The sequence below is a fragment of the Desulfosporosinus acididurans genome, from assembly GCF_001029285.1.
GTDB classification, from domain to species: domain Bacteria; phylum Bacillota; class Desulfitobacteriia; order Desulfitobacteriales; family Desulfitobacteriaceae; genus Desulfosporosinus; species Desulfosporosinus acididurans.
Genome location: NZ_LDZY01000004.1, coordinates 306,786 through 328,464, shown reverse-complemented (window position 1 = coordinate 328,464; position 21,679 = coordinate 306,786). Strand labels below are relative to the sequence as shown.

General features: G+C 40.3%; 22 protein-coding genes and 1 riboswitch. Of the genes, 2 read left to right on the top strand and 20 right to left on the bottom strand.

All coding sequences use genetic code 11. From position 1 onward, the window contains the following. Window positions 1-62: 62 nt before the first annotated feature. The 4 genes from DEAC_RS07350 to DEAC_RS07335 are packed head-to-tail and all read right to left on the bottom strand — an operon-like array spanning window position 63 to window position 4,599. The gene (locus tag DEAC_RS07350; RefSeq protein ID WP_047809357.1) at window positions 63-902 is read right to left on the bottom strand and encodes an HAD family hydrolase; all 840 of its coding nucleotides are present in this window, start codon (window positions 900-902) and stop codon (window positions 63-65) included. Next, complete coding sequence (locus DEAC_RS07345; RefSeq protein WP_242847096.1) at window positions 899-2,014, bottom strand: cysteine protease StiP family protein; 1,116 nt, start codon at window positions 2,012-2,014, stop codon at window positions 899-901. Before DEAC_RS07345 ends, DEAC_RS07350 begins: the two co-directional genes overlap by 4 nt. Further along, on the bottom strand, window positions 1,980-3,449 hold the full coding sequence (locus DEAC_RS07340; RefSeq protein WP_047809356.1) for a phosphoribosyltransferase family protein: 1,470 nt from the start codon (window positions 3,447-3,449) through the stop codon (window positions 1,980-1,982). Before DEAC_RS07340 ends, DEAC_RS07345 begins: the two co-directional genes overlap by 35 nt. Beyond that, a complete protein-coding gene (locus tag DEAC_RS07335; protein ID WP_047809355.1) occupies window positions 3,400-4,599 on the bottom strand; it encodes an HpcH/HpaI aldolase/citrate lyase family protein in 1,200 nt (399 codons plus the stop codon). Before DEAC_RS07335 ends, DEAC_RS07340 begins: the two co-directional genes overlap by 50 nt. 365 nt (window positions 4,600-4,964) lie before the next feature. Between DEAC_RS07335 and DEAC_RS07330 the strand changes: the two genes are divergently transcribed. Then, window positions 4,965-5,411 (top strand): demethoxyubiquinone hydroxylase family protein, encoded by a 447-nt coding sequence (locus DEAC_RS07330; protein WP_047809354.1) that lies wholly within the window; start codon window positions 4,965-4,967, stop codon window positions 5,409-5,411. Between the two features lie 36 nt (window positions 5,412-5,447). Here DEAC_RS07330 and DEAC_RS07325 read toward each other — a convergent pair whose 3' ends face one another. The 14 genes from DEAC_RS07325 to DEAC_RS23500 form a co-directional block, all read right to left on the bottom strand. Next, window positions 5,448-6,620, bottom strand: coding sequence for an NAD(P)/FAD-dependent oxidoreductase (locus DEAC_RS07325; protein ID WP_047809353.1), 1,173 nt, complete (start codon window positions 6,618-6,620; stop codon window positions 5,448-5,450). 933 nt (window positions 6,621-7,553) lie between these two features. Further along, on the bottom strand, window positions 7,554-8,654 hold the full coding sequence (mqnE, locus tag DEAC_RS07320) for an aminofutalosine synthase MqnE (protein ID WP_047809352.1): 1,101 nt from the start codon (window positions 8,652-8,654) through the stop codon (window positions 7,554-7,556). Between the two features lie 192 nt (window positions 8,655-8,846). Next, on the bottom strand, window positions 8,847-9,068 hold the full coding sequence (locus tag DEAC_RS07315; protein WP_047809351.1) for a YdbC family protein: 222 nt from the start codon (window positions 9,066-9,068) through the stop codon (window positions 8,847-8,849). 210 nt (window positions 9,069-9,278) lie between these two features. Continuing rightward, complete coding sequence (locus tag DEAC_RS07310; RefSeq protein ID WP_047809350.1) at window positions 9,279-9,479, bottom strand: hypothetical protein; 201 nt, start codon at window positions 9,477-9,479, stop codon at window positions 9,279-9,281. Window positions 9,480-9,559: 80 nt separating this feature from the next. Continuing rightward, entirely contained in the window at window positions 9,560-10,630 is a 1,071-nt protein-coding gene (locus DEAC_RS07305; protein ID WP_047809349.1) for a M24 family metallopeptidase, read from the bottom strand. A gap of 261 nt (window positions 10,631-10,891) precedes the next feature. Continuing rightward, complete coding sequence (locus DEAC_RS07300) at window positions 10,892-11,611, bottom strand: AAA family ATPase (protein ID WP_047809348.1); 720 nt, start codon at window positions 11,609-11,611, stop codon at window positions 10,892-10,894. Between the two features lie 162 nt (window positions 11,612-11,773). Then, window positions 11,774-12,445 (bottom strand): alpha/beta hydrolase, encoded by a 672-nt coding sequence (locus DEAC_RS07295; RefSeq protein ID WP_047809347.1) that lies wholly within the window; start codon window positions 12,443-12,445, stop codon window positions 11,774-11,776. 16 nt (window positions 12,446-12,461) lie between these two features. After that, window positions 12,462-13,280, bottom strand: a complete 819-nt coding sequence (locus tag DEAC_RS07290; RefSeq protein WP_047809346.1) for an alpha/beta hydrolase — start codon at window positions 13,278-13,280, stop codon at window positions 12,462-12,464. Window positions 13,281-13,330: 50 nt separating this feature from the next. Continuing rightward, the gene (locus tag DEAC_RS07285) at window positions 13,331-13,759 is read right to left on the bottom strand and encodes a MarR family winged helix-turn-helix transcriptional regulator (protein WP_242847095.1); all 429 of its coding nucleotides are present in this window, start codon (window positions 13,757-13,759) and stop codon (window positions 13,331-13,333) included. 97 nt (window positions 13,760-13,856) lie between these two features. Then, window positions 13,857-14,417: a DUF1697 domain-containing protein gene (locus DEAC_RS07280; RefSeq protein WP_047809345.1), complete on the bottom strand. Its 561-nt coding sequence runs from the start codon at window positions 14,415-14,417 to the stop codon at window positions 13,857-13,859. Between the two features lie 201 nt (window positions 14,418-14,618). Then, window positions 14,619-15,368 carry a type I methionyl aminopeptidase gene (gene map, locus DEAC_RS07275; RefSeq protein WP_047809344.1) on the bottom strand — a complete coding sequence of 250 codons (750 nt, stop codon included), beginning with the start codon at window positions 15,366-15,368 and terminating at the stop codon, window positions 14,619-14,621. Between the two features lie 212 nt (window positions 15,369-15,580). Then, window positions 15,581-16,609, bottom strand: coding sequence for a protein-glutamate methylesterase/protein-glutamine glutaminase (locus tag DEAC_RS07270; protein ID WP_047809343.1), 1,029 nt, complete (start codon window positions 16,607-16,609; stop codon window positions 15,581-15,583). 26 nt (window positions 16,610-16,635) lie between these two features. Then, on the bottom strand, window positions 16,636-17,451 hold the full coding sequence (locus DEAC_RS07265) for a CheR family methyltransferase (protein WP_047809342.1): 816 nt from the start codon (window positions 17,449-17,451) through the stop codon (window positions 16,636-16,638). Window positions 17,452-17,604: 153 nt separating this feature from the next. Next, a riboswitch (cyclic di-GMP riboswitch) is annotated at window positions 17,605-17,690 on the bottom strand. 228 nt (window positions 17,691-17,918) lie between these two features. Further along, window positions 17,919-18,059: a hypothetical protein gene (locus tag DEAC_RS23500; protein ID WP_161796425.1), complete on the bottom strand. Its 141-nt coding sequence runs from the start codon at window positions 18,057-18,059 to the stop codon at window positions 17,919-17,921. 518 nt (window positions 18,060-18,577) lie between these two features. On the opposite strand from DEAC_RS23500, the gene DEAC_RS22110 reads away from it, so the two are divergent. Beyond that, complete coding sequence (locus DEAC_RS22110; RefSeq protein WP_053006320.1) at window positions 18,578-19,333, top strand: DUF4405 domain-containing protein; 756 nt, start codon at window positions 18,578-18,580, stop codon at window positions 19,331-19,333. Window positions 19,334-19,462: 129 nt separating this feature from the next. Here the strand turns inward: DEAC_RS22110 and DEAC_RS07255 are convergent, their stop codons facing one another. Together DEAC_RS07255 and DEAC_RS07250 are read right to left on the bottom strand one after the other, a co-directional pair. After that, window positions 19,463-20,974, bottom strand: coding sequence for an ATP-binding protein (locus tag DEAC_RS07255; RefSeq protein ID WP_047809341.1), 1,512 nt, complete (start codon window positions 20,972-20,974; stop codon window positions 19,463-19,465). Continuing rightward, the gene (locus DEAC_RS07250) at window positions 20,975-21,646 is read right to left on the bottom strand and encodes a response regulator transcription factor (protein ID WP_047809340.1); all 672 of its coding nucleotides are present in this window, start codon (window positions 21,644-21,646) and stop codon (window positions 20,975-20,977) included. Window positions 21,647-21,679 lie beyond the last annotated feature (33 nt).

Below are 21,679 nucleotides of genomic sequence, written 5' to 3'. Positions count from 1 at the left end.
TATTCTTACAATGTTTACCACATCTTATTGTACTTTATATGAATACATTATACAACTTCCCATTAAACAAGTATCCTCTGAACGACGTTTTGCAAAATTTCTTCCGCAGCACTTATTCCGCTTGTCGTAGTAAATTGGATTCCTTTTGTGTCAATTCTTTTTGTTGCAACCCCCCCGGTTTGAGATTGCAAATACAGTTCGCCGTGAGACGGTGCATAAGCTGCATCAGCTTTTTGCAGCAATTCAAGATCTAAGAGGGAATCTCCGGCTGCCACAAGAGTACTTAGGCCTTCTTTTTCCTGAAGATATTGAATGGCAGACTTTTTACTGACATGGCGCGGAATGAGATAAAGCTTTCTCCCTTGGAGCGAAAGATTCCAATGCATCTTGCCGGCCCAAAGTGTAAATTCCTCCAATTCAGGAAAAGGGATTTTGCTGCGATCAACAATACAATAATAGAAAAGGTCATCAGCCAGTTTGTCTGAGTCTTTGAGTACCCAGGAAGGATGAGATATTTCCCGGAACCTTCTGAGCAAATCCCGGGCCTCAGCACAATAATCCCATCCTGCTAGTACCTGTTTTTCCCAGCCTTTATCTTCGCGACCTTCTTTAATTATGGTTCCGCCATTACTCGTCACTGCATAACGGGGATATATTCCATAACCTTGGAAATTAACCCGAGAATATTGTAGCTTCGTCCTCGTGGTAACAGGTACGAAGAGAATCTGCCGGGATATTTCTTTTAAAAGCTTGAGAGCGCTTGGAGACATATATGAAATATCTTGATTATCTAACTGTTCAACGGATAAAAAAGTATCGGCCTGGAGAGAAGGAATTATGGAACGGCGAGAATAAATTAAAGTTTGGTCAAGATCGCTGGCAAATAAAACAGATTTCGTCATGGCAATTGTTTAATGATGCCGCAGCAGGCATAGGTCAATCCCGGAAATACTTCAACAGAAACTTGTCTATCCTTGGCCAGCAGTTGAATATGTTTCAAGTTTGGATTATCGGGATTGTTGACCAAGATTCTTTCAGGCAGCCGTCGTAAAAGCACCCGCGTTGTTTCCCCAAGGCCGGGTTTAATCAAATTGATATCTCCGATTCCATAGGTTTTTTGGATCAACTCCAAATCCTTCTGACCTTTCCAGGTTACCTCAGGTTTCTCCGGACGCAGATTCCATAAGTCTTCACTGTCGAGTCGTTTAAATTGTTCTGAGACGGTATCGACAAAAAGACTTGAAACATTTTCGGCCTCCAGTTCTCGATAATATCTCGCTCCATGGAAATCCCGTTCTCCTATTAAATCCTTTCTTAATACTGTTCTGCTGATCAGACCAGAGACCGTAGCGTTTAAGCAGGCACTCGGAATGAGAAAGTCTTCTCGAGTCCCGAAAGTTTTTACGCAATGCCCTGGGTCTGTGAGAACGGCTAAATCACTATCGAGCTTATATCCATACTTTTGTTCAAAGTCCAAACAAGCTTCCTGGAGGGTCTTGGTTATGGCTCCTTTTCCAGTCCACCCGTCGATAAACTGAAGTTTATAGTTAGGGTGTTGTTGGAGTATATAGGCAAGTGCATTCTCATCCATACCCCTCCCGCGGATAATTGAAATACTGTAGTGCGGAAGGGTTAAATTACGTTTTTCAAGCAGATAACGTTTAATTAACACCCCAATCGGCGTTCCGGCACGTGCTAAGGACACAAGGACCGTTTGAGGACCATTTCTGTGCAGAATTTGTTCAGAAACAATCCCCACTGCTTCAGCAACTTTAGAGGAGCTCTCGCGCAATGATTGATGGAAAAGCCGGAGATAGTCTTCTCCGGGTTGGTATTCAATAGGCAGCATTTCCGAATAATGTCCCCCAGATTGAATCAAACGCTCCCGGGTCTTTAAATCTGTTTCTCGAATCAGACCATTGAGGTTTTTTAAGAGAAAAATGACATCCTGTGGACTATAACTTCCCATAGGCAAAGGATCAGGGATTGGCTGCCGGGGGATTCTTATGGTCACTCAAAAATCTCCTTTCTGGCGAAGAAATACCAATAACGAATACAGCGCGGAAAATACCCTTAGCTTGAGCTATTTGCTGGAGAGGGTATAACCTTTCAGGACGAACTTCCCTTTCCATAAAAAAATAGACTTCATCATAATAATTTTCCGGCAAATTATAGATATAATTGATAATTCCCGGATCCTCAGGGCATGGGAAGCTGCATCCGTTTTGAATTGCGTAATCGGTTCCGGCTTGAGAATAAATAGGGCTTCTCGTCGTAGAATGGAAGCTTACGCCCTCTCCCATGTAAGTAGAGATCAACATCGGAAAATACATAAATTCTCCGGTTCCCAAACAAAGTGTCTTTGTTCCTTGGCGCATAAGTTTAAGCTTTCCGCCGATTTTACGCGCCAAGGAGATACACTTCAGATGGTTACTCCACGACAGGCCGAACCTTCCCGTCAGTCTGAGATAAGGCGTTTTATTCAGCCAGCCGCTGGAATCCTGAGAGTAAACAGCTGCAAGCTCCGACTCAGCAAACGGATAGTATTGTGAGATAAAGTGACGTTCAAGCAATGGTTTTCCCTCTTCTTGTGACAGCTGACCAAAAATCCGAGGTTCCCAAGAAGGATTAACATTAGCACTTTGTCCTTTTGTCGAATCGCTATACTTAAATTCCCCTCCCATTAGGGATAAGGCTTGGATTTTTGTACCCAGTTCTAATTCCACCTGTTTAAACCTTGCCCGATGTTCCGCTGATCTCCAGTCCAATAAAGAAAGAATTACATAATTCTTCTTCGGGTATTGACGATGAATAGCCCGAATAATATTAAGGACAGTATTTCCTGTCGTCAGCTCGTCATCAATAAAGACGATTCTAGAGGCCGTTTTTAGGTCAGTGCTGTTCATGAAGTAACAGCGGTGATTAACTGCATGGGAATGCTCTTCACGAAAATCGAGCTCAGATTTCAGGCAAGGGATTTCTTCCCGTGTCGTATGTAGGTAACAAGCATTGTCAAAGAGACTGAAAACAGACTGTCCCAAAGCTGTTGCCGTTTCCGCAAAGCCGATAAACAAGGTTTTCTCAGGAGAGGCCATAAGAGGTTTTTGGATTAATAGTTCAAAAACCTCAAACATCTGTTGTTTAGTCTTTAGGGCCTGAATTATCCCCGCGTAGCAAGGGTGCTCGATACTTAAAAGCACCTTAGCGTATTGAACAGCCAGAGCAGCGCCCGTCAGCAGCGGCAATAAGGGATTAACAGGAATATGTTTGCCGAGGACCTTACTGACAAATAAAAACCTTCGCCGCCTATTTTTTCTCAACGCTAAGGCAAACAAAGCGTCTGGGTTCAAATCAAATGGGTTGCTTTGAAGACAGATTTCTAAACTAAGCTCTTCTGCCTTATATTGATACGTCTTGGGTAAGTAAGCCGACAAAATTCTGTTGTTCATGAAATACTCCATAATTTTTTGCTCGAAGTAAAATTTTCTGTGCCCACTGATAATGCGGCTTGGGTTCATTCATTTTATTGGTATAGTGGCTCTTGATGACACCTTGCTGACCATAGGCCTGTTCTAAAATAGCCAAGGCATCCAGATACTCTTCATGACCTACCACATATAGTGATTGAACAGGGATCAGATGACTGGGATGAATAATTGTTTTACCGATAATTCCGTTTTCCTTATCTAAAATAACCTCACGCATTAAGCCGTCCACATACTTGTTTAAGAGCTGACCGCGAACCTTAGTGCCAGGGATGCCTTGATGTGTCTTTTGAAACTCTTCAAAAGGGCTTTTACGCAGCAGAGGTTTTAAAACTCGGCCTTCGCCTGTAAAGTATTCCCACACAGGCCCGGAAACTACATAACCGCTCTCTGCACGGCCGAAAAAATTGAGAATATCGGCAATACAATCACGAATGACTGTGATATCGTAAATGGTTACATCAGGCCCCCGCCGAATCCCAAAAAGGCCGGAAAAGTCTGTTGCTCCTATCCGCACATTTAAAATATAATCCTGATACAAATCAAGAAGCCTTTTGATTTCTAACAATTCGCGGCTCCGAGTTTCGCGATAAATAGCTTGAGGAGTTTCGATAATCGGCATCCCATAGAACCGGTCAGAAGATTGATGGTTCAGGTCTCGAAGAATTTCGAGGTAACGAAAGCTATCGGAAGAGAATTTCGGAAAAACAAAACCAGTTATCAATTTTGAAAACTCTTCCAGCTTATTAAAAAGTCTAAGCATCTGATCAGGATCACGAACTCGAATAAAAATCAAAGGAAGATCTTCGCTGGATAACTCCCCTTCTTCAAGCGCCAAAGCAAGTCTCTGCACTTGAGCAGTCAGGTTTTCTTCGGCAAAAGGTACTTCCGCGTCTCCTATGGAATCTTCCAAACAAAATACGGTTGAAGCCAAACCAAGATTCTTTTTTATAATAATATCCTGAGCGATGGTTTCTCGCGTCCCAGGCATATAAAGCGTCCCGCCAAGAGCAAATGCAAGGGCAGAACGCGGGGTGTATTTATCGAAAGACTCCGGCGCTTTGAAAAACGTCATATCCAGACTCTCGCGTGCTAGATAATTAAAATGTCTCACCTTGTCCCCCTAACTAACTATCTCTAATCCTTCCTTCATAACCCAGAGTATCTGACCCGAAGGATCGGTTTTCATCCTTGCCAATGATGCCGCATCAGCGACACGGATATCTTATTAATGAATTCTAGCTCACTATTTTAAATCCCTTCTTTTGGCAAGCTCAATTTTTCCTCTTCTCAAGTATAAATTCCTAATTTCTATCCAGTGAACTCGATTTCTCCTACTCAATTTGAAGAATTAAGTTCATGAAATTCGCATAAAAAGTCGCCAATTGATGAATTCTTATTAACAATTGATAAATTGCCTTTGCAAAGATTGCAGATCGCGTAATTCCGGAAGTAAAATAAGAAAACATAGGAGATACTATGGACCCAAAATTACTGACTCGGTTTAAGGAATTTTATACCCTGGAAACGTTTCAAGTTGCCTATTATCAAGAACAAATTAATGCCTCAACCGATGAATACTATTGCTATGCCTTTGAAAAGATGGCCCAAATTGAGAGCGGTCATGTCGCATTTTTTGCCGAAGAGCTTGACAAGGCAAATGTGGAATTACCCGTGATCAAGGGGCCAGTGTTTAAACTTGCAGGCACTCTTCTGGGAGACGTAGTTCGTGCATCAGGTTCACATAACACCTGCAAGTTTGGAGTAGCTTTAGAGAATAAAGCCGTAGAAACATATCAAGCGTTTATTCATGAGTGTATTGATAAGAAGTATGCAATTCTGCGCCGAAATCTCATGGAATATCGCCTCGATGAAGAATTCCATAGTCTTTGGCTCCAGAGTTATATGAAAAATCATCCGAATTAATTGGTCTTGTAAATGATCTGGCCGCTTTCACTTCCGCTAAAATACAAGAGCTTCCGACAAGCTGCCTCTGGAAAATCGCTTGGAAAAGAGTAGGACACTATCAACTTCTGCAGAACTTCCTTTAAGAATTTGATCTGCTAAAATACGCCCAATCGCCGGGGCATGCATAAACCCATGACCACTTAACCCACTGGCTGCGAAAAAGCCTCTAAGTTCAGGGACTTCGCCGAGAATCGGATGGAAATCGCCAGTTTGTTCGCGAATTCCTGTATAGGTCCGCAGCCATTTAATATTCAGGGCAGAAGGAATTGCCTCCATTGCCGCCAAAAAAAAGTCTTCTGCCAAGGATTTATCGATAGTCTCCTTCATGCCTGGCCGTGTATCGTTATCGGTTCCCCCCAGTAATATTGTCTTCCCGCTGGCTTCCTGATGGAGATAAAAGCCGGAGGCCAAATCAACAATCAATGGAGCCGCTGGCGGCACGTCCTTAGGATTAGTACAAACGTATACTTGGCGGCGAAAGGGCTGAACGGGCAGCTTTATTCCGGCAGTCGCGGCCAGCCCAGCTGCAAAAGGACCGGAGGCATTCACAACCTTAGGACTGCAAATCGTGCCTTTTGTAGTTTCAACACCTTGAATTGAATCACCTTGAGTAATAATTTTGGTAACTTCCTGTTCAAAACTGACGGTAACTCCTCGTCGGCGCACCCAAGCATAGAGAGCAACCAAGACGGCATAGGGGTCTGCATAGGCGTCCCACTTGCCAAGTGTTCCCCCCAGATAGCGGCCTTGCTGCAAATATGGGAAATTTTTCTCCAAGTCTGCTTGAGAAAACAAGTTAACCGGAATCCCCTCTATTTTTGCTTGTTCTGCAGTATTTTTCAGCTCACTCCAAATCGATTCCTGAGAAGCCAACATTAAGTATCCTCGTTCCCGGTACCAACAAGGGACATCAAATACCGTTTCGAAATTGAGGAAAAAATCCCGGCTTTGGAGACTCAGGTTCCGGAGAAGCGGGCTCGTGAATTGATAACGAATGCCTCCGGTACAGGTACCGGTTGAACCCAAGCCCAGTAATTTTTCTTTTTCTAAAACAATAATTGAACATTGCGGATCAAGCTTTAAAATGTGATAAGCAATGCTTAAGCCGATAATGCCGGCACCAATTATAATCACGTCCGGGTTCGGCTGTTTGCTGTTTTGGTTCATTGATATCTCAACCACCTTTAACATATATTAAGTGTTTTTAGTTCATTTTTATCCAATCGTAAGACTCCTACTTCAATACGTGGGAGTAAATCGCATATCTTGCTTCGGTGGGGGTAGCGCTCACTCTATCTTCAAAATTATTAGCGCACTTTTTTCAGACGGTTCTTATAGATATAGTTCGGCAAGTGAACCCTCTCTTCCTGCGACAAAGATGCTGAATTTTTCGAATCATCATGATAAATCATTTCTAGTTTCTGAATCAGTACGGATGGCGCGGACAAAAAAATATAAGCCCTGTCCGCAGACAGAGGCTTATAAAGAGCATACAGTGATCTACCTTGCACCTTTATAGATAGCTTAATACCTAAAAATGATCTTCCGACCATCATCAAGCAGGTCACAACCTATAAAAATGGTTCGTTCGACTATACAAGATATCTACCCAACCCTATACAACCTTACGGCTGCATATGACCAGTCAATTCATAGCTAAGCAAGTTTCCTTGTATATCTATGAAAAAAAGTCAACACCCAGTATAATCTTAGCTCGACCTTTTATAATAAGTTGGAACCCTATAACAATCAATAATAAGCAAGTAAAATCGACTGCCATAAAGCTTTTCCCCGCCATAAAAGATCTTCCCGCCGACAATAGACAAGCGTTTTATCACCTGAAAATTATCTTTGGCCGACCCATATAAATCCGTAGAGAACCTATATGAATCTTGGCTCGACCACTGTATACCCTTGATACTATAGTGCTCAATTCCAAAATAACTATACATAAATTTGTCTTTATTTTAATCTTTATTTTAATCTTTATTTTAATCTTTATTTCAAAGTTTATGTTCCTTCAAGAGTGTATAAAATCCGTGCCTCAGATGATAAGCATCATCTCAGGACAATCGTTAGATGATTTATCCAGTTTTATCTTTAAGGTTCATACACTTTCCGAACGTTATAAAAGGTATCTCGTTCAACAGCTGTTAAACCAACTTCATTAATCATACGAATCAGTTCTTGTTCAGTTTGTTCTTGCGGACTTGAGGAACCGGCAGTGTGGTAAATTTTTTCCTCCCGAACTACTCCATCCAGATCGTTGGCGCCAAAATTGAGGCACATCTGCGCAAGCTGTAAACCGGAAGATACCCAATAGGCTTTAATATATTTAAAGTTATCCAGGATTAGGCGTGCTGCGGCAATAACCTTTAACGTCCGCACAGCACTGGCCTGAGGCAAATAGTCAAACTTTGTATTTTGGGGATGGAAGGCCGTAGGAATTAAGGCGTAAAAGCCGCCGGTTTCATCCTGCAGCTCACGTAGAGCCAGAAGGTGATCAATTAACTCTTCATCCGTTTCAATTATTCCAAAGAGCATATTCGCATTTGTGGGTATCCCTAATTGATGAGCAACCCGATGAATCTCTAACCAACGCTCAGCGCTTAATTTACCTGGGCAGATAATATCACGCACACGCTGACTAAAGTTTTCGGCTCCCCCGCCGGTAACAAAACGGAGACCAACCTGTGCTAAGGTTTTAAGAATTGTTTCTACGGGAACTCCCTCTATTTGAGCGAAGTAATCATATTCGGCGGCAGTAAATGCCTTGATGCTGACTTGGGGTACGCTTTCCTGGACTTTTTTCAGCATTTCTACATAATAAGAGAAAGGCAGCTCAGGATGAATTCCTCCTACCATATGAATTTCGTTAGCACCTAAGGCAGCAAAATGTTTGGCACGCTCCACAACCTGTTCAATACTCATGGTATAAGCACCTTTTTCATCTAAATCTTTACCAAAGGCACAGAAACCGCAGCGCACTTTACAAACGTTGCTATAGTTAATATGGGCATTGTTATTGAAATAAACTTGATCGCCAACTTTAGCATGACGTACCTCATTCGCTAAGTAACCTAACCCGGTGAGGTTGTTTGTTTGCAATAGACTTACACCATCAACGCGATCCAAACGTTTTCCCTCATTCAGTTTTTTGTATATATCGTCCAATCCGGACAGAACAGAGCGAAATTGCACTTAAATTCCTTCTTTCAATACTCTACTAGACCAACAAAAAAAGCAGGTTAAAGAAAAAATTAATCGAGCTTATTACCACCCGATCAAAATTATCATAGAACCATTATAATTGTATCGCTTATAGAATTGTATTGTCAAATCATGCATTTTACCTATGCCAGATATAACCCTGTTAAACCATAACTATTAAATTTAAAAATTTATTCCAGTCAGTATCTCTTTAAGCTTTTCAAGTTCCTCTTTATTCAATGTAACACCCTTTCCCATCTTCGTATGGTCCGGCGACCATTCTCGCAGATCATACTTTGGGGTCTTATCGTTCCAGCTAACAAGATTGAGTTCTTTTTTCCAGCCTTTCGGTGATTCCGCTAGAACCCCGATTATCTCTTTGATTTCGAATTTGATATCCGCCATTTCATTACCTCCATCTCAACAAATGATAATACTTAACTTATCCAACCCTAAGACTTCCACTTCTAGCGTCCATCCTTCAGCACGATAGCATTTGTTATAGGCTTGGCGCTTTGGCTAAACGAATTCACTTCCATTATCTGAATTACCCAGTATTTTTACATTATACCTGACGCACATCATTTATAGAAGAAAAAAGAGCCTTTTAAGGCTCTAGAATTGTTTTAGTAAACACTTATCATCACTCATTCGTTGACAATAATTAAACATCTTTCTGCCATTGGTATTAGGAATTTCGACATAACATTCGCTACATTTATGAACTGTTTTTAATATTTTATCCTTATCCCTTTCGTCTCTAATTTCTTTCCAAACGTCAATAAGGACATCTTTATCTACTAGTTCGCAGTGCATTAGTAAATCCCTCCTTTCCTCATAATTATTTCGGCAAGAGGAAAGAAATTCCTTTATTTATCTTGGAAATTTTTAAATAATCACCCGATTACTTGCAGTTCTTTGGGATAATGATTAAGAACCTCACAGCCGTCCTTAGTGACCATCACAAGGTCTTCAATTCTAACGCCAAACTCCCCTGGTAAGTAAATTCCCGGTTCAACGGAAAAAATCATCCCAACCTCAAGGGGGATCTCTGAGGCAAGACTTACATCAGGAGGCTCGTGACATTCAAGTCCGATTCCATGACCAAGACGATGGGTAAAGTACTTACCATAACCGCCCTTAATAATTATATCTCTCGCTGTTTTATCGATTTCCGAGAGCAATACTCCTGGCTTTATTCTGGAAATAGCAGTTTCATTGGCAAGTCTCACAAGATCATAAACCTGACGTTGCTGATCGGAAACTGTTTTATAAAAAACCGTCCTTGTCATATCACACCAATAGTGGCTTAAAGGGGTAAATATATCAAAAATCACACTGTCGCCTGCTTGGAGTACCGTACTGTCACTATTATGGTGGGGGTCCGCACCATTTGCGCCAAAACAAACGATTTGAGTCCCTTCACAATCCGCCCCATTTTTTAGAAAATACTTATTTACTTGCGAAGCAAGATAGTTCTCTGTCACTCTATCGTCGAGCAGAGAAATAATCGATCCCATAACTTGATCATTGATGCGGGAATTATTACGCATGAGCACAATTTCAGGTTCATCTTTCATCATTCTCGCCAGATCTACAGGTGCGGAGCCGTGAACAGGCATAATATCCTTCCTCAGCTCCATTAACCCGATTAAGAACTTGCTGTACCAGAACTTGTCAATTCCCAATTTTCCCGGTTTGACTGTTTTGGCAAGATCTCTGACAGGATTATCGCTGTCAGTATGACAAACCAAAGGTAAATCGGGCATGCTCTTCAGCCCAAAAATTTCATTGCCAAACAGGACAGCTTTGCCTGAATCATCCAGATATAGGGCAATCATACGTTCATGAGGCTCAACCCAATAGCCTGTCAAATAATAGAGGGAGGCTGTCGACGACACAATGATCTGTGTAATACCCTCTTTTTTCATGTTGCTGATAACACCATCAATACGTTGCTTTTTCATCTTTCTCGTCTCTCCAGTTCTATTTTTGTTTCTTAGGCTTCTTTAATCTTACATATTAAATGTCCCATCCTACTGAAAGAAAAATAGGACAGGCAGCCTGTCCAACAGCAAAAACCCTCGTCTAAACCAAAAAATGTTGGATATTCATAAACGCCATTGCTAACATCCGGAAATACGCTAGGCTTTACTAAAGCTTTTAGTCAATCGTAATGGTAGAATCCGCCCCTTCAGCGATAGATTTGTTGTGGAATTCACAACTCTCTATTCCTCGAATAGTTTCCGGAGATAAAGTTCTCGATTAGTCATAAAACCTTTCGTTATTTGATAATGAGACGTATTTTCATAGTCTGTCTCGGTGATCGGTGAGGTGTCGAAATCGAGAATTTGTGCTCCCGGGTAAGCTAAGATTATTGGAGAATGGGTAGCAATTATAAACTGCGATTGGCCGTCTCGTTCTAATTCTTTGATGATACTCAAAAAACTCAATTGACGAATCGGGGAAAGAGCCGCCTCAGGTTCATCCAATAAATATATACCTCTTTTACCAAACCTATTAGAAAATACAGACAGGAATGACTCCCCGTGTGATTGGGCGTGGAGAGATTTGCCTCCGTAAGGTTCATATGCCTCTGGACCGAGACTATCAATATGTGAGGCAAAATTATACAAACTTTCCGCTCTGAGAAAAAAACCATTTGCGATTTTCGGTGCCCAGGAAAGTCTGATAAAGTCGCCTAAGGCCGTTTCCGAAGCCGCCATCTCATAAACGTTATTTCTGCCTCCCCCAGCTGTGTTAAATTCACATTTATAAGCGATGGCTTCCATTAACGTCGATTTGCCCGTACCATTCTCACCAACAAAAAACGTCACATTGCTTTTAAAATCAATAGATTCTAATCCTCTAAGTGCAGGTATGGAAAATGGATATGTCTTGTCATCTGATATTCGATCATTTAAGAACGTTAATTTTCTCAAGAACATCCTTCAATCTCCTAACTCCATGGCACTGATACTTCAAAGCAAAGCTCCGCTGTCTAATATTGCTTCATACTCAAGGGCCCTCGCAGCTAAAAACAATTTTACTACTTGTTGCTGGTAATTAACAGTATAACAATCCCTAATTTATAGTATCCGATTGACAATTCACTGTAAACAAAACCACTCTCTTAATTGATTAATTACAGTTATGATTGTAGCTTCCATAAAAAATATATCACTATGTAATGCACCTTCAATATAGTTAAGTTTCGTATCTGTATGAGATAATTCCTGGCATGCTTCCCTGATCTCAGGAACATCCCGTGAGCCAAAAATTATTGACGATCGCTGTCTACTGTTTGGTTCCCATACAGGAAGCCCTTTCAGAATATCAAAGACCTTTTCAGGAGAATCCAACCGTACTCTATAATTCCTTAAATCTTTGAGTACTTTTCGAGTTGTTTCACTATAGTCTTGACTAAGCGCCGGTGAAATTCCAATCGCAAAATCTGCCCTGCTTAATAGGGATAGACGACCGCCTAAGGAATGCCCGATAGCGGCCACTTTTCCAAAGCGACGGCAATGATCGACTGCTGCTTCTACATCCAAAAAAATTCCCTGCTCTAAATTGAGCACATTCTCTCCATGTCCATGCAGATCAATAGCACAAGTTACTAACCCTAGTTCTGCAGCTCGCCAGGCAAGTCCTAATTGTTCCTCCTTACATCCGCCATAACCGTGAACAATTACTGCTGCACCGGAGGGATTGGAGGGAATATTTATGATACTAGGAATGTTAATTCCGTTGTATTGAATTGTTTGTCGTTCGGTGAACATTTCTTGACCACCTTTCTTAAAACCTTTTTAGCCAGTCCAGAATTCTATCGACTGTCTCCATATACCTTTGCCCGATTAATAAGCCTGTGTGAGTTTTATTACAAAGGCCTGTATACTCGGCCTTGATCTGCTCAGCAGTCGCCCTGCCTCTTTTCTCATCATCATCACTATTCACTGCTTTAATCACAAGGCTGGGGCAAGTAATCAAACTGCCGTTTATCGAAATTCCTCCATTCGCAGTGAAAGGAAATATAGCATTTCTCGCCTTTGAGGATTCCATCGCCAAATATTTCTTTTGAAAAGCAATGTCATCAGCTGACTCATCAATACTAAAATACTCTTCACGGGCTGGGGCAGGTTCAACAATTTCCGATATAATACTGAGCGGTTCTGTGTAGGGTGCTATTTCATAGACTTCTTTACTTATGCTTGTATCTATTAACACTAAACCGGCAAAGGTTATTGTTTCGGCTAACTTTTGACAAAGGATTCCTCCCATGCTGAATCCAATGATTATTGGAGGTTCGGCACATTGAGCAGTTATCTCTTTAATATCATCCATATAATCCCTGTAGGTTACCTTCGTCAAATCCAACACCCTGCTCTTATAGTGACTCCTCATGTTCATCATATAACATTTCCACCCTTCTTTAACAAAATGCGGAATGAATTTGCTCCACATCCAGCTTCCGGTGTATGCACCATGAACAAAAAGTAGAGGGGGCCTTTTTGTAGTAAATGAAAGTGCTTCACCTTCATAAATCTCTAAGAATAAGTCATTTTCTCCAACATATTTTTCGCTATGATTAGGTAATGTTTTAATAAAATCTACCATCATTCATCACTCCATTTTAGTTTGATATCAAACTATTTTCTTAAAAAAATTTATAAGTTCTTATGAATTTTGTTCAAAATTCTTACTAGCTCCTCCTTTTCATTTTCTGAAATGTCAAAATATAAGGTGTTTAATACCTCCCTTGATATTGCATTGAATATGGGTTTCAATTCACTCCCTTTTGATGTTAAAGTCACATAAACAACCCTTGTATCTACTGTGTCTCTTTCTTTTGTCACATAGCCAAATCTGACCAGCTTATCAACAAGTGTCGTAACTGTAGACTTGTCCCTGCCAATCTTCCCCGCAATCTCCGCCATAGTTAATCTAGGGTTCTTAAATAGGGCATTGATGATATCACCATGTGAAGTTACGATACCTTCAACCCCATATTTTGTCATCTCTGATACAATAAACCTGTTTGCCTTTTCCCTGATCTTGGAGATTAAGGATACAACATCGTTTGTATTCATACGCATATTATAGTTTGATATCAAACTAATGTCAAGGAACTGCAAAATTAATGCTTATTATTCATTCCAATACTTCCGGTGGAATTTTAATTAGTATAATGCCTTAACGCTCAATTAACTTTGCCAATTGGGCAAGTTTAGAAATCGTTTTCCAGTTCCGTGTAGTAGTCAAGACATTAAGTTTATATAGATTATTAGCAAGCTTAGAGTTACGAATACTATTATAAAACAGAAGATAAACATCTCGGCCAATAATCTTGAATTGATCAGTTTGGCTTTTATAATCATTCAATTGCTGGATTCCTTCTTCCGAAGGAGGCTGAATTAGTAAACCGATATAAAGGCTCTCAGCCTTTGATGCCGACTGAGCTTCCCTTGCTTCTTCCTCCGAGAAGGGACAGTTATTGATAATCTCTTCTAATTCCATTGACGTTCTTAAAATAACCGGAATAGAAAAACCGAATTCCTCTTCAAGCTTGTCTTCAATCAGCTGACGTAACTGTTTCTCTTCTTGATTAGACTCAAATAAGACATTCCCACTTTGAATATAAGTCTGTATCTTTTTAAGGCCCATATTCTCAAAAGTAAGTTTCAAATCAGCCATCTTTATTCTATTTTTCCCACCTACGTTAATACCGCGCAATAATGCGACGTAGATAGTCATTTTGTCACTCTTCTTTCAAAATGAATTATCTGTTCCATCCCTACTTACTCTCAAAAGATCAACAACTACTCTACCTTCTGCTATATAATCATCAGAAATACCTGTTAAACATTCGATACTTAGCAGCAGCAAACAAAGAAGTATGACTGCTGCTAAGCAGCTTTAAACCTTGGTTATAATTGACAATTTGGCAACAGTTTTCTAATCCTGTTCTGTTAAAACCAGAGGACCGTTTTTAGTAATAGCAATTGTATGCTCATACTGAGCCGATAAACTACCGTCGGCTGTCCGTGCTGTCCATCCGTTTTCATCGATTGTCAGATTATAGGCGCCAATATTAATCATCGGTTCGATGGTGAAAACCATCCCTTCTGAAAGCTTAACGCCTCTGTTGGGGTTTCCGTAATGGAGCACTTGCGGATCTTCATGCATTTTTTGGCCTATACCATGCCCTGTAAAATCACGCACTACAGAAAAACTATAAGACTCGGCATGAGCTTGAATCGCGTGTGAAATATCACCAAGCCGGTTACCAATAACAGCTTTCTCTATTCCAATATAAAGGCACTCTTTCGTCACATTAAGAAGCTTGTCAGCTTTTTCGGAAATTTGCCCTACCGGATAAGACCATGCGGAATCAGCTAACCATCCATTGAGATTAACTACCATATCAATAGTGACAATATCGCCTTCCTGGAGAGGAGTTTGAGTTGGAAACCCGTGGCAAATTTCATCGTTGACCGAAGCACAAGTCGCGAAAGGATATCCCTTGTACCCCTTTTGCTCAGCCTTCGCCCCGTGAGAATTAATAAAGTGATCTGCAAAGTGATCGATTTCCATAGTAGTTATACCCGGACGAATAATCTCCCGGAGCTCCCTGTGACAGGCAGTCAATATTTTACCCGCTTGAGCCATCAGCTCAATTTGCTGCGGGGTTTTCATGATAATCAATTTAATACTCCTCCTAATTCATCACACATTTACTAGTTTCTTTTGAGCCAACTCAATCTGCTCCGTATATAGTTTACAACGGTTCGCCATTTTTCGTAACCCATTATTTGCACAACCCTTTATTACCACCTCAACCAATCGTTAATACCTCGCCGAGAGAAACCACAATGTCTCTCAGATAAGGGCAGCAAATAGTCAGTCACAAAGTTCCGTTAGAGTAAAGCATTTAATAACGTCTTAGGCATAGATTCCAAGGAGACTTGTTTCTCTACCGCCCCAATTTCCCAGGCAATTTTAGGCATTCCGTAAACTACCGACGTTCGTTCGTCCTGACCGATAGTTCTAGCTCCTTTTCTTCTCATTTGAAGAAGGCCCTTAGCGCCATCGTAACCCATACCCGTTAGAATAATACCTATTGAATTTTTGCCGCATTCCTTAGCCACTGACTCAAATAAAATATCGACTGATGGACAGTGTCCATTGACTTTATTCCCCTGAAAGATTTCAATTTTATATCTTTCGCCGATTTTTTTAATCCTCATATGTGAATCCCCAGGAGCTATAAATACCTTACGGGGTTCTAAATAATCACCATTTTCAGCTTCCTTAACGTGGAAAGGGGTCTGGACATTAAGCCGTTCGGCAAACATTCGCGAGAACACCGGAGGAATATGTTGAACAGCTAAAATCCCCGGCATTGCTGCCGGTAAGTTTTTCAGTAAGTTATATAACGCTTCGGTCCCGCCAGTCGAAGCCCCAATGGCAATAACTTTATTATAGTCAACTTTCAGGTTTCTATTTACCTCATTATGAGAAATCAGTTTTTCAGGTTCATGAGTAACTTTTGCTTTGGCTGCAACTTTTATTTTCGCAATGAGTTCATAAAGGAAACTTTCAATATCTTTAGGCGACCGAATATCCGGTTTGGTGACAAAATCTACCGCACCAGCATTTAAAGCATCCAGAACAGCTTCACTAACCGAACTAATTACAATTACAGGTAAGGAATACTGAGGAAGCAGCCGCCTGATAAACTCAATTCCATCCATTTTGGGCATTTGTACATCACAAGTCATCACATCAGGGTTGAAGGCCAAAATCTTATCACGGGCATCAAAAGGATCAACAGCCCGGGCAACAACTTCAATTTGTGGGTCCGAGGTGATTCCTTTAGCTAACACTTCACGGAATAATAAACTGTCATCGACTATTAAAACTCTAATCTTCTTACCTATTGTCATATATACCTCGCTTAAATTTGTAAAGTCTATTCTTTGCGATAAACGGCGGGCATAATATATTTAAAACGTGTCAAATCACGATTAAGGGATTCCGAATGCCCTATGAAGAGATAACCTCCATATTCCATGTTAGCATAAAACTTATCCACTAATTCATTTTTTGTGCGTTGATCAAAATAAATCATAACATTACGGCAGAATATCGTATTAAATTTCCGCTTAAATGGAAACACGGGCTCCATCAAATTGAATTTTCGATATATGACTTCTTTTCTGATTTTATCAGTTAGAATATAATGATCAGTATCGTAGTTATTAAAATAGTTCATTCGCCAATTTGCCGGTAAACTAGCTATCCCTTCATGAGGATATATTCCTTTTCTGGCGATATTCAATACTTTATCTGATATATCGGTAGCTAAGACTTTACTGTCCCAAAATGCCTTCTCTTTGCCAAAAAACTCATCTAAAATCATAGCTAATGTATAGGCTTCTTCGCCGGAGGAACAAGCTGCACTCCAGATGCGGAGGTCTTTATCCCGAACGGTTTTTCTTAGATAAGGAAGTACTTGATCCCTAAAAAAGTGAAAATGATCAGCTTCTCGCATGAAGAAGGTGTGATTTGTTGTGATTTTTTCAATTAGGGTAGCCATTGCTTTCCCACTTGTATCATTTTTAAGATATCGGAAATAATCTGTAAAGTTGTTAAATCCCTTCTCCAGTAGAACATTGTGAAGTCTTCCTGTCACTAAGGATTGTTTTTCTGCCTTAAGATGAATCCCATAATTCTCTTTGATATAACCGGCCAACCGCCAAAATTCGTCATCCGTGATTTCAATCATATGATCCACCTAACCCATAATTTCAGGAGAGCCTCACAACTTTCCTGATAATACACTTCCAGCAAAGGTTCATTTGTAGAGTCCTGATTCAATAGCTTGCCATCCTTAAACTAAAAAAGCCTTTTCGCATAGCGATAAAGGCAGATGAAAACGTTCGGCGGCTTGGCGGTCTTCAGGTTTATCTGTTAAGACCCATAGCTTTGCGTCCTTATCTTTCGATAAGTTTGCCTTTTGCATACGAATATTAAACTACTAGATCATTTAGTCAAAAAAAGTACAATAATATCGTACTTTATAGGTCTATCGCAAAATTATAGATTATTTGCGTTTTTTTGTATAATTACTATATCAAATTATCGATATATGTCAATCGGTCTACAATATTGATCCATAGATCGATCCTATTCTATTATAGATATAATTATGATATTCTGTTGCCAAGCGTATATAAGATAAAAAGCAAATACTTAACTTATTTGTAGTATTTGCTTTTTATCTTTTTTTACTTTTTGAATCTTTTCTTTACGTTCCTTGCTTTCAGGTTGTAAGTGCTCAAGACCAACCTCAGCTAAAATAGTTTCGAGAGTTTTAATTTCCTGTGCTGTCATAGTTTCTAAGTTTTCCTCCTATGCTTAGCATATGCCAAATTAATAAACAATTTCGTTGTTTATTAATAGTATAACTCCCGAATATGAAGTAACTGTTAAAAGAAGCTAAGTTTTTGTTTAAATTTATCAATTTTTGACAAACTCCTGGTCAGTTAGTGAAATTCTTGGAAAACCATTGTTGGTAGCTGCCGCTTCTGAGTGGGCTTGCTCAAAAGAAAAGGATATGCCATTTTGCAACGATTTGCCCGTTTTCATATATTTACTTTGCATATACACAGTTATCGTGGCACAACAATTAAATCCTTATTTCATTATAAAATTACTTTCTTTGACATTATTCTGTTTAAACATAATTAAGTCTCTCCCACCCTTATTGTAGTTGCTTAAATATTTATTTTAATTCAGTTAAAATTCAGATTAATAATTAATAATATTATAAGACATTTAGATATAGTTCTTTCCCGAACGGCTTGGGACAATGTTCTATGCCCAAATTGAAGTAGATTGGAGGCGTTACTTTGCAAAACAACAACATAAGATTAGCATTGGATACTATTATGTTTATTAACCTAGTCCTTGTTATGACAGTTTCTAGAGGAGCATTTCATGAAGTAGCCGGTATCGGAATGGGATGTCTTGTATTAACTCATAGTTTAATCAATCTACAATGGGTCAAAAAGGTTTCTGCACGATTATTTGATGCGCAACTTCCAAGCAAAACACGTTTCACCTACTTGATGAACCTTTTGCTATTGGGATCAATGCTGCTGACGATAGTAGGCGGTATATCAATGTCGCAAGTATTATTTCCCGGAATTGGTCTTCGTCATTTCAGGCAAATTCATTCACTAACAGCCAATATCTTACTCGTTTTAGTCGGTATTCACATGGGACTTCATGGGCAAAGGCTTTTGTCAAATATCAAACGGATATTTAATACAACCTTTCAAAAAATGATTGGAAACATTGCAGTATTTCTATTAGTTTCCTTTCTCTTGTTCGGCGGATATAAATTAATTTCAGATCACGTCCCAAATGTTGAGTTACAACAGCAGGCCCCTAATAATCCAAATTTAGGCTTAGATTCCGGAGCTGGCCGCCGACACAACACCGGCAATACTAGAGGACCTCATAAACTGCAACCCCAAAGTGATGGCAGGTTCAAAAATGAGCATAGAAATTCCAGCCCTATTGGTTTCATTCTTAACTCCGTAATAATTTTAGCAATTGCTGTAATGACACATACATTTAACACTAGGCATTCTAATAAATAGTTAACCAGGGCCCGCCCCCACTTATAAGAAGTGGGGGTCTTAAAAACTGGATAAACTAATAATCTAGCTGCAACTGAAAAAAGTCGAACTTTAGGCTAGGTGAAATGAAACTTGTGATCAAGTACACTATTATAACAAATATGAACTGCGAGGCAACCAGATAGTAACACAGGTACCTTTTCCCCGCTCACTTTGAATCTCAATGGTACCTTCGTGGTTCTTAACAATGGACTGGCAAATTGATAATCCTAAGCCACTGCCTCCGCCATCACGTCTGCGGGCCCCATCAGACCTATAAAAACGGTCAAAAATATGGGGCAAATCCTGAGGATGAATGCCAATTCCTGTATCTTTGATGACTAACTCTACTCCTTCATCCCCTCCCAAACTGACTTTATCTCGTAAAATCAATTCTATTAGTCCTCCGGCAGGTGTATAACGAATGCTATTATGCAAAAGATTTTTCAATAACCGTTCTATAGCCAAGGGGTTACAGTCTACTCGTATGTCTTTTTCTAAACTAATAATTATGGAGACTTGAGTTTTTTCTGCAAAATCCCCAAGTTCACTGTTCACCCTTTGCAGAATCGGTCCTAAGGCTACAGATTCTTCAAATTGCATGTGCAACCCGCTGTCAAATCTAGCCAATGCTAACAGATTGTCTGTTAATGAACTCATATAGTCCACCTCTGTCAGGCATCCCTTTAAAGCCTGTACGTATTCCTTCTCGCTGCGCTTCTGACGCAGGGTGATTTCCAACTCAGAACGAAGTGCACTTAATGGAGTTCGCAAATCATGCGCAGCGTCATTGACAAACCTGGTTTGAGTCGTAAAAGCAGCTTCTAACCGTTTTAACATTGCATTTAAGACGTCCACCAAATGGTTCAAAGTGGCATCTCGTATAGGAACATCGATCCTCGATGTTAACGTATTGGCATCAATTTTCTTAGCCACAACAATTATCTTGCGTAATGGTTTAAAGGTACTCCACACCAAATAAGCGGAAATAACAGCAACAACCATGACAGCGCCAAAGGAAATCATAAGTAAGATTTTTCGCAGGTTATAAAGCATATCGGCATTATTTGTCACAGGCGAGGCGACTTGAAGTACATAATTTCCATCTTTGCCATTAGGCAAAGGCCAGTATAAAATACGCATTCCACCTTCTTCGGGCCAAAAAGGACGCATCCAAATAGGCAGCGAGGGTGCGTTCAAATGCTCGCGATGCCCATGAGACCCGTGACGCCCATGTGAAGGCTCATATGCAGAATTAGAGAAAGACCCGAGGGAGTCAGTAAAACTTTCTCTCCCTTTTAATGCTAACTGCAACAAATCATCGTCTACAGGAAGAACCCCTTGAGTCGAAGAATATACAATCTTGTCTTGGTTATCAATCACTTGGATATATAGTTGTTGCTGCGCTTCCTTACTAGTTGATAATTCTTGAGTCCAACCTTTTTCAGACCAATTGCTAGCAATTGATTGAGCCAAAGAAGTTAGTGATGAGTCAAGGCTGCTTTTCAATAAATAATCCGTTGTCATATAGGAAGCAAAGAGTGCAGCAAAAAGTACCGTAATAAACACACTGCCGGTGATTACAGCAAGACGCAAAGGTAAGCTGTTTTGCCACAAACGCAATCATTCTACCTCCAAACGATAGCCAACACCACGCATGGTTTTGATCCATGCGCGATTGTCAATTAATCTTAGTTTCTTTCTCAAATTTTTTATCTGAGCCTCGATCGTATTATCTGAAGCATCCCAAGGATCCTGCCAGCATTGTTCTGCCAAAGTTTCCTTACTCAGTATCTGACCTGAATGACGGATAAAGACGTCCATCAGTTCATATTCCAGCCTATTCAGCATTACTGAACGCTCACGATAAGTAAGAAGCCTGGTCTGAGGATTAAGTTCCAACGTTCCTGCTTTTAAAAGAGGAGTAATGTTGAGACTTCCACGACGTTGCAAAACTTCTATCCTGGCTAATAACTCAGCGAAGGCAAACGGTTTACAAAGATAATCATCTGCACCAGCCTTTAGCCCAGTTACTCGATCGGATACAGCATCCATAGCTGTTAACATAAGTATAGGAACGGTGCAATTATTTTGCCTCCATTTTTGCAGCAAATCTTCGCCCCGCATATCAGGTAACATACGATCCAAGATAATTACACTATAATCACGATGGAGATAAAATAGCTCTGCTTCGTTCCCATCCACCGCACGATCAACATGATAACCTTCCTCAAATAAACCACGCACTAAAATTTCCCCTAAATGAATATCGTCCTCCACCAGCAAGATTCTCATCATCGCCCTCCCACATAGCCAATACCTCTCCGT